The 15,555-nt window shown below is 35.3% G+C and carries 12 protein-coding genes and 1 tRNA gene; 5 read left to right on the plus strand and 8 right to left on the minus strand.

The window, feature by feature from the left end; all coding sequences use genetic code 11:
* Positions 1–64 precede the first annotated feature (64 nt).
* Together FLACOL7796_RS12275 and proS are read right to left on the minus strand one after the other, a co-directional pair.
* Positions 65–136, minus strand: a tRNA-Glu gene (locus FLACOL7796_RS12275).
* Between the two features lie 77 nt (positions 137–213).
* On the minus strand, positions 214–1,692 hold the full coding sequence (gene proS, locus FLACOL7796_RS12280) for a proline--tRNA ligase (RefSeq protein ID WP_173971066.1): 1,479 nt from the start codon (positions 1,690–1,692) through the stop codon (positions 214–216).
* Positions 1,693–1,793: 101 nt separating this feature from the next.
* On the opposite strand from proS, the gene FLACOL7796_RS12285 reads away from it, so the two are divergent.
* The 5 genes from FLACOL7796_RS12285 (at position 1,794) to FLACOL7796_RS12305 (ending at position 7,431) form a co-directional block, all read left to right on the plus strand.
* Positions 1,794–2,810 carry a hypothetical protein gene (locus FLACOL7796_RS12285; RefSeq protein ID WP_173971067.1) on the plus strand — a complete coding sequence of 339 codons (1,017 nt, stop codon included), beginning with the start codon at positions 1,794–1,796 and terminating at the stop codon, positions 2,808–2,810.
* Between the two features lie 45 nt (positions 2,811–2,855).
* Positions 2,856–4,358: an OmpP1/FadL family transporter gene (locus FLACOL7796_RS12290; RefSeq protein ID WP_173971068.1), complete on the plus strand. Its 1,503-nt coding sequence runs from the start codon at positions 2,856–2,858 to the stop codon at positions 4,356–4,358.
* A 214-nt stretch (positions 4,359–4,572) separates the two neighbouring features.
* Entirely contained in the window at positions 4,573–5,886 is a 1,314-nt protein-coding gene (gene rimO / locus FLACOL7796_RS12295) for a 30S ribosomal protein S12 methylthiotransferase RimO (protein WP_173971069.1), read from the plus strand.
* Positions 5,887–5,929: 43 nt separating this feature from the next.
* On the plus strand, positions 5,930–6,493 hold the full coding sequence (locus FLACOL7796_RS12300) for a hypothetical protein (protein ID WP_173971070.1): 564 nt from the start codon (positions 5,930–5,932) through the stop codon (positions 6,491–6,493).
* 32 nt (positions 6,494–6,525) lie between these two features.
* Entirely contained in the window at positions 6,526–7,431 is a 906-nt protein-coding gene (locus tag FLACOL7796_RS12305) for an N-acetylmuramoyl-L-alanine amidase (RefSeq protein ID WP_173971071.1), read from the plus strand.
* 499 nt (positions 7,432–7,930) lie between these two features.
* Here the strand turns inward: FLACOL7796_RS12305 and FLACOL7796_RS12310 are convergent, their stop codons facing one another.
* The 6 genes from FLACOL7796_RS12310 to FLACOL7796_RS12335 form a co-directional block, all read right to left on the minus strand.
* Entirely contained in the window at positions 7,931–9,025 is a 1,095-nt protein-coding gene (locus FLACOL7796_RS12310; RefSeq protein WP_173971072.1) for an outer membrane beta-barrel protein, read from the minus strand.
* 605 nt (positions 9,026–9,630) lie between these two features.
* Complete coding sequence (locus tag FLACOL7796_RS12315; protein WP_173971073.1) at positions 9,631–10,596, minus strand: glycoside hydrolase family 5 protein; 966 nt, start codon at positions 10,594–10,596, stop codon at positions 9,631–9,633.
* A gap of 6 nt (positions 10,597–10,602) precedes the next feature.
* On the minus strand, positions 10,603–11,841 hold the full coding sequence (locus tag FLACOL7796_RS12320) for a glycoside hydrolase family 27 protein (RefSeq protein WP_173971074.1): 1,239 nt from the start codon (positions 11,839–11,841) through the stop codon (positions 10,603–10,605).
* Between the two features lie 134 nt (positions 11,842–11,975).
* A complete protein-coding gene (locus FLACOL7796_RS12325; protein WP_173971075.1) occupies positions 11,976–12,938 on the minus strand; it encodes a T9SS type A sorting domain-containing protein in 963 nt (320 codons plus the stop codon).
* A 205-nt stretch (positions 12,939–13,143) separates the two neighbouring features.
* Entirely contained in the window at positions 13,144–14,397 is a 1,254-nt protein-coding gene (locus tag FLACOL7796_RS12330; RefSeq protein WP_173971076.1) for a fasciclin domain-containing protein, read from the minus strand.
* 84 nt (positions 14,398–14,481) lie between these two features.
* Complete coding sequence (locus FLACOL7796_RS12335; protein WP_173971077.1) at positions 14,482–15,546, minus strand: IPT/TIG domain-containing protein; 1,065 nt, start codon at positions 15,544–15,546, stop codon at positions 14,482–14,484.
* Positions 15,547–15,555 lie beyond the last annotated feature (9 nt).

A 15,555-nucleotide genomic window follows, 5' to 3' on the forward strand; every position in this document is an offset into this window, starting at 1 on the left:
CCGATAGACGAACGGGCCATTTTAATTCTCATTATTTAAAGAACAATTTCGCAAAAAAAAGTTGTAGCCCGTAGCGGAATCGAACCGCTCTTACATGGATGAAAACCATGCGTCCTAACCGATAGACGAACGGGCCTGCTTCTCTAATGCGGATGCAAAAATACAACTATTTTTAAGATGTACAATACCTGATGCAAAAAAAATTAAAAAAAATTAATATGCCTTTGCAAACAACACTCTTTTTGAGGAAGGATTACCAGTTAACACACAGGTTCCCGCCTCTTCTTTACTATCCAAAGGAATACAACGAATTGTCGCTTTTGTCAAGTCTTTTATTTTCTCTTCAGTCTCAGCAGTACCATCCCAATGAGCGGATACAAACCCTGCTTTACCATCTAAAACTTCTTTAAATTCCTCAAAACTATTTACTTCCGTAATATGCGTATTACGATAGTCTAATGCTTTATTAAATAAATCAGTTTGAATCTGCTCTAACAAGTCATTTATATAAGTAACAATTCCTTCGCCAGAAACCGTCTCTTTTGTCAATGTATCTCGTCTCGCAACTTCAAAAGTTCCGTTTTCTAAATCTTTTGGCCCAACAGCAATTCTCACAGGAACACCTTTTAATTCCCATTCAGCAAATTTGAATCCTGGTTTTTGAGTTGTTCTGTCGTCATATTTAACAGATATTCTTAATTTCTTAAGTTTAGCCGTTAAATCATTTACTGCAGCTGTAATTTCAGCCAACTGCTCGTCTGTTTTATAAATAGGCACAACTACAACTTGTATTGGCGCTAAATTTGGAGGCAATACTAATCCCTGATCATCAGAATGCGTCATAACCAAAGCCCCCATTAAACGAGTAGAAACTCCCCAAGAGGTTCCCCACACGTGTTCTTGTTTCCCTTCAGCATTTGCAAACTTCACATCAAAAGCTTTTGCAAAGTTCTGACCTAAAAAGTGCGATGTTCCAGCTTGTAAAGCTTTACCATCCTGCATTAAAGCTTCAATACAATAAGTTTCATCAGCTCCTGCAAAACGCTCTGTTTCTGTTTTTATACCTTTAACAACCGGAATTGCCATAAAGTCCTGAACAAAATCAGCATAAACATTCATCATCTTTTCAGATTCTTCTAATGCTTCTGCCTTTGTAGCATGCGCTGTATGTCCTTCCTGCCATAAAAACTCAGCAGTTCTTAAAAACAAACGAGTACGCATTTCCCAACGTACCACATTCGCCCATTGATTGATTAGCAAAGGTAAATCTCTATAAGATTGCACCCATCCTTTATAAGTAGACCATATAATAGCCTCACTAGTAGGACGAACAATAAGCTCTTCCTCTAATTTAGCATTAGGATCCACCATTAGTTTTCCGGGTTTATCCGGATCATTTTTTAATCTATAATGTGTTACGATAGCACACTCTTTTGCAAATCCTTCTGCATTTTTCTCTTCAGCTTCAAACATGCTTTTCGGCACGAATAAAGGGAAGTACGCATTTTGATGTCCTGTTTCTTTAAACATTCGATCTAACTCCGCCTGCATTTTTTCCCAAATAGCATATCCGTATGGCTTAATAACCATACATCCTCTAACGCCTGAATTTTCGGCTAGATCTGCCTTTACAACCAGCTCGTTATACCATTTCGAATAATCTTCTGATCTTGTAGTGAGGTTCTTACTCATATTGAATAGTTTGGCACAAATTTTGTTTTATTAATTTTAACTAAATAGTTTGACAAAACTAACTATTTTTGTAATGTGCAACAATAAAAAACACCACAGATATGAAAACTTCTACATCTCTCCGCCAAAACTCAAGTCATTTTTACTTAATTGGAATATTGAGTTTTCTACTAGCATCGTGTGGTTCTTACCAAAATACTTCATATGGTGATAATGATGGAGTATATGGTGGTTCGACAAGAACGTATGCTCAAACAAATACCACAAGCACAAATAATCAATATAGAGATTACTTTAGATCATTGCAAGATGACAATCAGCCAACTGAAATTTTTACAGATGTTGACTCTTACGGCAATTATGCCGATAACGACAGCACACAAACAGTTGCAACAGCTTACCCTGCCTGGGGAAGCGCGAATACAGATGTTTCTGTAAATGTTTACACTACTCCTACATGGTCAATGGGATTCGGACTTGGTTTCGGATATCCATATTATGGATGGGGTTACGGAGGTGGTTACTGGGGCTACCCTGCATACGGTTGGGGTTACCCAGGATATTGGGGACCAGGATGGGGCTACCCAGGATACAGACCTTATTACGGATACAATAACTACTCTTACAGCTATGGAAGAAGAGGTTCTGCTGCTTATTACGGAGGAAGAAACTATGGATACGACAGAAGCTATAGCAACAGAAACTACAGCAATAGAAGCTATAATAGCAACGGAAACTTTACTAACAGAAATTATAGCAACAGAAACTATACCACAAACAGAGGAAGTTACACCACAAACAGACAAAACAACGGATATTCTGACTTTAGAAGAGGTTCTACAAACGGAAGAACATACAATTCTTCAAGCCCAACTTTTACAAACAGAAGAAGTGATGCGCAAGGACAAAGCAATAGCTATGACTATTCTAACAGAAGATCGACCAATACAAATTCAACAAGAAGCTACAATAACGGCGGCAACAACGCACCAACAAGAAGTTACTCTCCTAGCCCATCTCGTTCTATGAACAGCGGCGGAGGAAGCATGAGATCATCTGGCGGCGGCGGTGGCGGCGGTGGAAGATCATACGGAGGAGGCGGAGGTGGAAGAAGATAATATCTTCTTTCACAAATCGAACAATCACATTAAAAACTTATCCCAATGAAAAAAATATTATTCCTCCTTATTACAGGACTAACTGTTAGCGTCTCACATTCACAAGAAGTATCAGATGCAGTTCGCTATGCACAAGACAACATAACCGGAACAGCGCGTTTTAGAGCAATGAGCGGTGCATTTGGAGCAGTTGGTGGAGACCTATCCTCTATCAGCGTGAATCCTGCAGGATCTGCCATTTTTCTAAACAACCAAACCGGAATAACTTTTAGCAACCAAAACATTAAGAATAATTCTAATTATTTTGGAACACAAACAAGTGATAAAGAAAATTCGTTCATATTAAACCAAGCTGGAGTTGTTTTTGTTTTTAATGATCACAATCCAAGCAACAACTGGAAAAAGATAGTAATTGGAGCGAATTATGAAAACACTAACAATTTTAACAATTCTGTTTTTTCAGCAGGAACAAATCCAACAAATTCTATTGATAAATACTTTTTATCTTGGGCAAATGGAGTGAAATTAGGAGATATTATGCATATGGATTACCGAGATATGACTTATAAGCAACAGCAAGCATTTTTTGGTGGTGAAGGCTACGTAATCAACCCCGTTACAGCGGACCCAAATAATACTCAATATGTAAGTAACGTACCAGCAGGAGGCAATTATTATCAGGAAAATGGATATTCCACTAGTGGATACAACAGCAAATTAAGCTTTAACATTGCAACATCTTATAAAGACAGACTTTATTTTGGAGCCAATTTAAATGTACATATAACCGACTACAGAAGAACAAGCAGTTTTTATGAAGCCAATGACAATGCATTGCAGCCAACTGAAACAATATCTGATTTAACCTTTAACAACGACCTTTACACATATGGTAACGGGTTCTCATTTCAGCTTGGAGCCATTGCTAAAGTAACAGACTCTTTCAGACTTGGTTTAGCATACGAATCTAATACATGGTACGAACTATACGATGAATTATCGCAAAGTTTATATACTACAACAGATGCTATTGGAGGATCAACAAAATATTACGACGTTAATCCAAGAGTAGTAAATGTTTACGAATCATATACTATACAAACCCCCGGAAAAACAACCTTTAGCGCTGCCTATGTATTTGGAAAATCAGGATTAATTAGTGTTGACTATTCTATTAAAGATTACAGCAATTCTAAATTCAAACCAACAAGCGATCCACGCTTTAGAGGTCTAAACAACGACATTAGCGATCAATTAACTACTGCCGGCGAATTAAGAGTTGGTGCTGAATATAAAATAAAACAATTAAGCCTTCGTGGTGGATATCGTTTTGAAGCAAGCCCTTATAAAAACGGAACAACAATTGGAGATCTAAACAGTTACTCTGGAGGTTTAGGTTATAATTTTGGAGGAACAAGAGTAGATTTAGCTTACTCTTATTTAGAAAGAAAATCGAATCAGGGATTTTTCACACAAGGACTTACTGATGGCGCGAACATTACATCGAAACTAAATAATGTTTCTTTGACTTTATTATTTGAATTGTAATTAAGAATAAATAGATGAATGGAAATTTCCGTCAGGTGTTACTTGACGGATTTTTTTTTAGCCCCGATGGAAGCGGCATCCTTTTTCTTGCCCCTTTAGCAAGAAAAAGATATAGCGGACAGCGGGAATAGCTTCATAAAAAACACGTAAAAGAAAAGGAAACAAGCGGTGTTTGAATAAAAAAGTGTAATTTTGCACTCCAATTTATAAAAGTATGAGAACCAAGTCTTTAAAAAAGAACAAAATTAACGTAATCACTCTTGGGTGTTCGAAAAATGTATATGACAGTGAAGTGCTAATGGGACAACTTCGTGCAAACGGAAAAGAAGTTGAACATGAAGCGCCAGCAGAAAGAGAAGGAAACATTATCGTAATTAACACTTGTGGCTTTATTGATAACGCTAAAGCGGAATCAGTAAACATGATTTTGGAATATGCAGACAAAAAAGACAGAGGATTAGTTGACAAAGTTTTTGTGACTGGATGCTTATCTGAACGTTACAGACCAGATTTAGAAAAAGAGATCCCGAATGTAGATCAGTATTTTGGTACAACAGAATTACCTCAATTATTGAAAGCTTTAGGAGCCGACTATAAACATGAATTATTAGGAGAGCGTTTGACTACTACGCCTAAAAATTATGCTTACCTGAAAATTGCCGAAGGTTGCGACAGACCTTGCAGTTTTTGCGCTATTCCGTTAATGAGAGGATCGCATGTTTCGCAGCCAATTGAAAAATTAGTTAAGGAAGCACAAGGTTTAGCTAAAAATGGCGTTAAAGAATTAATCTTAATTGCTCAGGATTTAACGTATTATGGTCTTGATATCTATAAAAAGAGAAATCTTGCTGAACTTCTAGAAGAATTAGCAAAAGTAGAAGGTATTGAATGGATTCGTTTGCATTATGCTTATCCTACTGGTTTCCCGATGAATGTTTTGGAATTAATGAAACGCGAGCCTAAAATTTGTAATTATATTGATATTCCGTTACAACACATTTCTGATTCTATTTTGAAATCGATGCGTCGTGGTACTACTCAGGCTAAAACAACTCAGTTATTGAAAGATTTTAGAGCTGCAGTTCCGGGAATGGCTATCAGAACAACTTTAATCGTTGGCTATCCTGGAGAAACTCAGGAAGATTTTGAAATTTTGAAAGATTTTGTTCAGGAAATGAAATTTGACAGAATGGGATGTTTTGCTTATTCTCACGAAGAAAATACACATGCTTACTTATTAGAAGATGATGTTCCGGATGATGTAAAACAAGCCAGAGCAAATGAAATAATGGAATTGCAATCGCAAATTTCATGGGACCTGAATCAGGAAAAAATTGGTCAGGTTTACAAATGTATTATTGACAGAAAAGAAGGTGCTCATTTTGTTGGAAGAACAGAGTTTGATAGTCCGGATGTTGATAATGAAGTTTTGATTGATGCCTCTAAACATTACGTAAAAACAGGTGAATTTGTTAATATAAAAATAATAGAAGCAACAGAATTTGATTTATACGGAGAACCTGCTTAAATTTACGCTAAACAATTATCAATTTAAGATAAAAACATTTTTTATGAAACCTACTCAATCTTTATTTCTTTTGGTTTTTACCTTATTCTGTTTCAATTTTGCTTCGGCTCAATACGGAAACGGATATAATAATGGCTATGGCGGCGGCGGTTACGGAAATGGTTATGGACGCGGTGGCGGAATGGGAATGGACAGAAGTATGATGTCAGGACCTCAACCTAATACAAGCAAACCCAAAGAAACTCCACCCGAAGAGATGGCAGCTAAAATTGTAGAACAAATGAAGCCGGTGGTTAATCTTGATGAACTTCAGGCAATTGCAATTGCAAATGTTTTTGCTGACAGCATGAGAGAACAAGGAATTCTTTTGAAAAATGAAAGCAGTAGTCAGGATCAAAAAGTAGAGCAAATTAAAGCATTAAGAGAAAGCACTACTAAAAAAGTGACTTCTTATCTTAATCCTGATCAGGTAGAAAAATATACTGCCTTTATGGCTGACTTTAAAGAAATTAAAAAACCTTCGAAGTCAAAAAAGAAAAAAGATTCTAAAGATAAAGACACAAAAGAAGTAAAAGAAGAAACTGAAGCAACTAAAATTCAAGAATAACTGTTTCAACCTCATCTTAAAATATAAGCACTATGACAAAAAAACACTTTTGTTATCTGATTTTAGCACTTGTTATTACCGCTTGTTCGACAAACCCATATAAGACCACAGAAAAGGTCTACGATCAGCAGCTTAAAACTTTAGAAACCCAAATTACAAGCAAAGAAGCTAAACCAATACCTGCAGTTAGCCCGGTAGTTATCGACACCAGTTATGCAGCCCAACTGGGTATTGTAAAAGATACTTTATCGAAAACGGGTTCGACTTATTTACTTAATGGTGTAAATACAGAATGGGTTGGAACAGTAAACTTTAATTTAAGAAAACCGAGTTTCATCATTATTCATCATACTGCTCAGGATTCAATCCAGCAGACGATAAAAACTTTTACCTTAACGAGAACTCAGGTTAGTGCTCATTATATCATTTCTGAAAACGGAAAAGTAGTTCAGATGTTAAATGATTATTTGAGAGCATGGCATGCAGGAGCTGCAACTTGGGGAAAAAATACAGATATAAACTCTTCGTCTATAGGAATAGAACTTGACAATAATGGTTTTAAACCTTTTACAGAAGCACAGATTAGCAGTTTGGTTGCTCTTTTAACAAAATTAAAGAAAGACTACAACATTCCTACTCAAAACATATTAGGACATTCTGATATTGCGCCAGGCAGAAAACAAGATCCAAGTGCTTTGTTTCCGTGGAAAACCCTGGCAGAAAAAGGATTTGGTATCTGGCCGGATCCGATTTTAGAAGAAGCTCCATTTGATTTTAAAATCGAACCTGCTTTGAGAATTATTGGCTATAACACCAAGAATCTTTCGGCAGCAATTCAGGCTTTCAAATTACATTATATTCAAACTGATGTAACGCCTACTCTAGATCGAAAAACAATAGATACTATTTATTCGATTTACAAAAAGCAAGTTCAGTAAAAGCAAAATATAAAAAGTATAAAACGCGTTTCTAAATATTTAGGAACGCGTTTTTTTTGTGTAGTTAAATAAAGAACATTTTTTTTCAGGAGCTAATCCCGCTATCCGTTTCAATCTTTTGTGGCGAACACCGCCACAAAAGGATTTCCACTACTATCGGGGCTAGGACAATCATTTTCATAACAATATTTTATCTATTTTGTCATTTCAAGGAGACTCGAGCGATGTGAACAAAAGAAGCAAATCTTCGCGAGTAATTCTAAAAAGCCAGGATTCTCTTTGCGGAGTTTCTCGCGGGGATTTGTCCTTCGTCGAAATGACAAAATTCTGTTTAAAGCTTTCGTTTTTAACACTTACGGGATTAATATTGCTTTTTAAAAAACTTAATAAGATTGAACAATTCGAAGCAACAAAAAATAACGATCAAATAAAAAAGCTGCCAAAACATTAGTGTGTTTTGACAGCTCCAAAAAAAAAAAAAAAATATCAATCTTTATCTCTAGAAAGAGTATGTTGTAGCAATTAGAGCGTAGAATGATCCGCCTGTTGGTAAAGCATCTTTATCTAAAAAGATATCTTCTGAGGCTGCATCGTATCTTAACTCAGGAATTATAGTTAGTTTTCCAACTTTATAGTTTAAAGAAACTGTATTAGCAAAAACACTTGATCCCATTAAGGTCCCTACATTAGCGGCAGCATCTTTAGCATCAAAATATTCCATTCTGTAAGCTAAGCTCAATGACGGTTTGAAAGCATAGTTAGCATATCCTACTAATGAAAACCAATCGCCATCTAAACTGCTGTCAAAGTCATTTTTAGTTTTAGCATAAGTAGCATTAAATCCTAAAGAAAACGCATCTGTTATTGTTTTTGATGCCACAAAGTCAATTTGTGTTTTATTTTCATCCGATGGCACTACTAAAGTTCCCGGAGTAGGATTTGTACTTCCTGATGTAAAATTCAAATATGCGCTTCCTGTTTCTCCAATATAACCCAACTGAGCTATAAATGTTTTTTGAGTTGAACCGGCATCCATAGCTGATTTAAAATCAGTAGGATTTGTAATTCCTGCCATGGCAGTAAATTTTCCTGAGGTATATTGTGCTTTTACCCCGGTATTAAAGAACGGACCATAAGAAAAGGCATAAGACATACTATAGTTTTTATTTCCTATCGCATCTAATACTTCATATCCTATATGTGTACCAAAACTACCTGCCACTACTTTAAATTCATCTGTAATTTGATAAGTGAAAAACAATTGTTTAATTAAAAATTTTGCATCAATATCTTTATCTGTTGTTTCATTATATGAAAATTCTCCTGCTCTTTTTCCGAAACCTAAGTCTACAAAAACAGAGGCTTTTCCGAACGTGTGCGCTGCCTGAACTGAGGCCATTCCTAATTCGAATGAGTCTTGTGAGTTGGTAAAGCTCGTTAAGCCATTCATTTGTTTTGAAAAATCATATTTATAATAAGCATCTGCTGATCCTCCCCAAGTTGTTGCTGGCGAAGTTGTGGTTTCAGTATCATCTTGAGCAAAAGCAAAAGAACTCGTTAACATCGCGGCAAAAATGTGTAATACTTTTTTCATGTGTAATTGGTTTTTGGTTATTAATTGATTCTGGTTAGTTAATCTTTTATATGTGTATTGTAATACTATAAGTCCCTTTTTAAAACCTCTTTTCTGCCTCTAAATCATCTTCATTTTCATTAGCGAATTTATTAACTTTTGTATGAGTAGAATAATTGCAAACTACTTTTTTGATGTTTTGACAGCAGAATTATGGATTACAAAAATTAAATTAACAATAATCGTGATTTGACATAAATAGAGAATCATTTTTGAAAAATCAATAACCAAATTTTACATTTTAAACCATAAAAAATAGGGTCACAACATAAAAAACACTCAAAAACGAGATTAAACACTCATAAAAACTAACACAAAAACACTAATACCCATAAAAAAACAGGGGTGTACAAAAATAAAACACAAAAAGAACTTAAAAACCGCTGAACTAAAAAATCAAAAATCAAGCAAAAACAAACCTTGATAATTCCTACAAAAACAGAACTGCAAAAAGCCCGGTTTAAACTTAAACTTAAGGAATAAACATTTACTATTTTTCGTGATTAAAACGAAAAAAGCCCGTTCGATAACGAACAGGCTTTTCTTAAATTAAACAAGTAATACTACTACTCTTGCGTATTGTACTTTCTTAAAAACTCACGAACTTTAATTCCGGACTCTTTTAGATCTTCTTCTTTCCAATTTCCTTCTGATTTAGCTGATTTTTTTAGAATAGAGCAGGTTTCATCTTTATCAGATACAGACCACGTAATCCAGCTTAGTTTTCTGGCTTCCATCCAATCGATATATTCCTGCCAAGCTTTTAAATCAAGAGGACCATCACCGGAAGCTTCCATTCCGGCAGATTCAGATATAAAAACAGGCAGACCGCTTTGAATTGCTTTATCGGTTTTATCTCTTAAATCTTTGCCATGCGTGGCAGCATAAAAATGCATGGTATACATTATATTATGATAACCCAAAATAGGATCGGCTGCGGCAAGGTCAACATCCTGATCCCAATGTGGTGAGCCAACAAGAATAATATTTTTTGGATCATTTTCTCTGATCACTTTAATTATCTCTTCAGAATAAGCTTTAACCTCAGCCCAGCTTTCATGATCAGGTTCGTTGAATATCTCATATATAATATTGGGATATTTAGAATACTTTTTTGAAATCTCTGCAAAAAAACCTTTGGCCTCGTTGAGATTAATATTATGACTGTGCCAATCGACAATTACATAAATATCAGCTTTAATTGCTCCTTTTATAACGGCTTCAATTTTTTCTTTTGAAAATTTCGGATCTTTCATATAGGAATGTTCTCCAAGCTCAATACCCATTGCTGCTCTGACAACATTACAATTAAAATCTTTTTTTAGCCAACTTACTGCTTTCTCATTATAAAATCTGGGCCACATACTATGCCAGCCAAAACTCATTCCGCGCAAAACGATTGGGTTATTGTTTTTATCCACTAATTGTGTTCCGCTTACACCCAACTGGTCATGATGTTTTACAAACTGCGCATTCGATATAAAAAACATCAATAATAAGGTAAGGCTAAAAAAATATGTTTTTGCTTTCATCATCAATTACAATTGAGGAGTTAATTTTAAAGTAATAACATCATGAGATCCGAGTTCTGCAACAAAATTCTTTTTTGTGTTTCCGATTTCTTTATTCTTCCAAAGATCTTTCAATTTATAAACTGTTTTACTAAAATTCGCTTCATAACCAAAATCCGCGTCTTTTATAAGGTGTTTTTTCCAATCGAAATTGATCTTTTTACTCACTTCACTTCTATTTAAAAAAGTAACAGCCCAGTTTCCATCTGATAAAGGTTTTACCCAAACTTCTAAACCGTCTTCGGCTGAATACTTAAAACCCTGAATTCCTAATTTATCCTGATTGATTGCAATCAGATCTTTGTTGGTTAAAATAGCCAAAGTTTCTTTAGACATTTTTCTAAAATCATTTCCGGCAACAAGCGGAGACGAAAGCATGGACCAAATGGCAAAATGCGATTTATCTTCGGTATCATTCATTTCATTTCCAACTTCCATCATATCAAAATCATTCCAATGATCCGGACCTGAATATTTACGAATGTCTTTTCGCATTTCGGCTATTTTCATAAAACCCCAAGACGACCAATTTTCAGGATGTTTGAATTCACAATCAAAACAAGGATAAATATCCCCAGAGATTCTCCATAAATTTCCAACTGGTTTACCCCACTCCCACGGCTGATTATCTCCCCATTCGCAAAGACTAAAAACAATAGGTCTTCCGGCAGTTTTTAGCGCATTGCTCATTGTGGTGTACGCTTCTGGTGCTGTGATTCCTTTTGTATTGCACCAGTCATATTTAAGAAAGTCAATTTCTAATTTAGCATAAAATCTTGCATCCTGATATTCATAACCACGAGTTCCCGGATAGCCCGCACAGGTTTGCGTTCCTGCACAATTGTACAAACCAAACTTTAAGCCTTTGCTATGCACATAATCAACTACAGCTTTCATTCCGTTTGGAAACTTAACAGGATCCGGAACTAAATCTCCGTTAGCATCACGCTCTCTTGTCATCCAGCCATCATCAAGTACAATATAATTGTATCCGGCAGCAGCCATCCCTGACGATACCATGATATCAGCGGTTTCTTTTACTAATTTTTCGTCGATACTTGTTCCGAAGGTATTCCATGAATTCCAACCCATAGGAGGCGTCATGGCCAAACCTTCAAATTTTCCTGCTGATTGTGTATGGGTATTTCCCTGGCCAAAACTAAAGTTGCACCAGATTGTAAGGGCTAATAATATTGTTTTTTTCATTCTAATTTATTTTGATATTTTTTTTATTCTTTCTAGTTATTAAAGAATATTTAAACTTAACAATTAATGATATAAAAAACTCCAAATCGATGATCTCGAAATGGAGTTCTTTGTTTTAAGAAGAACATTTTTTTTTAATTCACAACTAAATTTTTAGTCTTAACCGTTCCATTTGGATAGGTAACCTGAACAATATAAATTCCCGGTGTCAAAGACGGCCCTACCGCTGTTTTAAGCGGAATATAAGTACTTGGTCCTAGCAAGGAAAATGTAAGTTTTAAAGCGCCTGAACTATTATAAATCCTGCAAGTCGCTGTAGCTTGCGAAGAAACGGCAGTCGCCACTATCGTTATATAGCCATCGCTATACGGATTTGGCGATACTGTAAAATCATAATTTGTTCCCGGATTAGGCGTGTTATTAGCACAACCCGTTAAATTTAAAGAAACCGAATTACCATAAGCGGTGCTGGACACGGTATTCGACTGACATCCTTCTGCTGAAGTTGTTCGTGTTACATCATACAAAAAGTAAGGCTGACCATTTAACGGCAGTTTTAATTCGAATACATTTTTCGATGTTTGTGTTACTACAATACTAGCATCTGCTATTCTTGGCGCGATTGAAAAATTGGTATTTGAGCTTGGATTTGGATCCGGTGTTACGGTTAATGTTATAATATGATATTGATAAGTACAGTAATCATTTGTTTTTGTTACCAAATAATTAGGTTGTACCGGTACTTCCGGTGCGATAAATGTAATTTGCTTTACTGCGACAACCGTTCCTGCATTTTTAAACTCTACTTTGAGAATTTCTCCTCCGGCAATACCCCCCGGATGTTTATACAAAACTTTAGAAAGCGTCAACGGCGATGGATTTCCTGAAAATGTTACTAATGGATCTGTACAAGACCACACTACTTCATCATAAGGCACGCTTGGCGCCACTACTGAATAAGATGGATTTGACGCTACACAATAAGGATTTAAACCTGAAATTTCCTGAGCATTTACTCGACAGCCCATTAAAATCAGAATAAAACCTAATAAACAAAGTTTTTGCTTTGTTGAAAATTGAAAGTCATTTTTTTTCATAAATTCTTTTTTTTGGTTTGTTAATATGAAATAAATTTAACCAGAAAAACAGATAAAAAAAGATACTATTTCCTCAAATAACAATACTAAAAAATCACATAACAAATTGATTATCAATAAATAAAATCAAAATCCATAAAAAAATATTCCCTAATCGAGTGAATTAGGGAATACTTAAAATACAACTCAAAATAAAAACTTTCTTTTATAAGAAACCTATATCATCAAGATATACGGTTCCCGGTAATCCCGAATATTCTTTCATAAATAAAGAATTAAATTCTCCATTGGTAAGCAATTCAGTATGAAGGCTTGAAAATGGTATCGAGATATTATTCCATTGTCCGGCTTTAATATCAACAGCAATACCTGTAGGATCATCCTGACCCGCTATTGAGAACAAAATTCTTGTAGAAGCTGTAGAATAAATCGAAATTTTTAAATATTGATAATCAGCAACCTTAAGACTATTAAACCCAATCATAAGACCACTCCATCCATCTTTATTTTCTCTTTTAATAGATTTGGTTCCTCTGCTTACCATTTCAGTATTTTGAAAATCTTCTGTTCCACCCCAATTCCATGTCCAGCTTGGAGCAGGCGAACCATTAAAATCATCTCCAAACAACAGGTACTTAACCCCAAGAGTAGCAACATTCGAAGTTCCGTAAACTGTTTGTACTTTTACAAGAGCATTAGAGCCATAATCTGCCGGAACTGTTACTTGTATTTCTGTTTTAGACAATACTTTAAACGTAACTGCTTTGTCTTCAAACTTAACCGTTTGCACCTGTACAAAATGTGAACCTTTTATAATTATATCTTCTCCCGGAGATGGAGATGCATTAGACACTCCGTCAATTACCGGAGCCGGAGGATCTAAAGATATCACATTGTCTAAAACATTCACAAAACCATTTGTTCCGTAATAATCTACTCCCGGAGCCGGTTTATCAGAGCCATTTACTTTTAATACTCCATTGGTAACATTTACGCCCAATAAATAAAGATCTGCATCTTCTGCATTGGCCATAGTAGCCAATTCTCCTGTGGTTAAATAATCTGCCTGTACGCCGTCTAAATATCCTACTCTCTTTTTTACTCCTTTTACAACATGGCTTAAAACCACCTCCCTTAAAACATCTACCGGAACCAAATTAATATCAGGATATCCAAGCGAATTTACATAACCGGATTTTACCAGATAAGCATCAAAAGCAGCATCGGTCGGAATGAAAAAGGTAAAATCATCCGGTTTATCAAACGTAGATTTTAATCCGGTTAACTCTACAGCTTTATTAAAAGTCGATAAATTGGTATTTGCAGCTATTAAACCATAAACCGTATTATAATTCTGCTCTGCGCCACCAACATCCTCAATCGTATCGTCGCAAGAATAAGCTGCGGCGAGCAAAAATGCACCTAAGGCAATTTGTTTTAATTTATATAGTATTTTCATAAGTTTTCTTTTTAATAATGTTTACATCTCAAGAATTAGAAGCATCATTTTAAATGTTGAAATGATACTTCTAAAACCTATTCACTATTTTAATATCAGACCTAAATCATCAATAAAAATCGTATTTCCTCCTACTTTACCTCCAAATTCCTGAATAGAAATTTTATTGAGTTCTGCAGGATTATTAAAAGCACTAAACGGAATTTCAACATACGTCCAGTCTGATGAAAAACTATATGATGGTTTAATTGCATCGCTGCCATTTAAGAAAACACCAATCTTACCCGCATTTTGCCCTCTAAGACTTACTCTGATACCTTTATATTTAGAAAGATCAATTTTAGAATTAGCCACTTTAAATTCTAATCCGCCCCACTGATTGGCTTTCCATGAAATACATTTTGAACCTTGTTTAGGATCTTTAGTATAAGCGTCATTATAAGGATCCTCTGCATTCCATAACGCATATCCATCACTTATCGAAGTATACGAATCATCGTAAATGGCACTTCCAAAAGATTGTCCTGCAACGGTAGTTCCGGATACATTGGTAATCGATAAACTTTTGTACTGAATATTATCCGGCACTTGTACAGTAAGTTCTGTCAACGAAGAAGTAATAGGTTCCACTTTTGTAGTTCCAAAATTCACAACCGGACGAAGAAAATAATCACCGGTAATTGTAATGATATCTCCCGGAGTAGGATTGATAGGAAATCCTGTAATACTCGGAAATGGAGGTCGCACTTTTACAGAGTAAACCAACGTTCCTATATTCGTAACCAATTTCATCTCATCCATTTCGTTATAATAAGGAGTAGCGGCATCTACATTTATCACAATCGCATTATCAGTAACCAGAGTTGGATTGAATATCGTTTCTAAACCATTAAACGAAATTGATTTTAAAGTCGAAAAACCTGAACCTCTAATAATATAGGTATTACCCGCATTGATAACATCTGTTGGTACATCTACTTGTCTGTCGCCTTCGACCAAAGGATCATCAATAACCGATTTGCTAATTCCTGTAATGGCCAATGTACCCGAAGAACCTCCGTCGTCATTAGAACAGGAATTAAGTAAGAAAATTGAAATTGAAGCCAGTAAATAAAACTTCAATACCATTATATTTTTTATATTTTTCATAATTGTTTT

This window comes from Flavobacterium bizetiae, assembly GCF_902804475.1.
GTDB lineage: Bacteria > Bacteroidota > Bacteroidia > Flavobacteriales > Flavobacteriaceae > Flavobacterium > Flavobacterium bizetiae.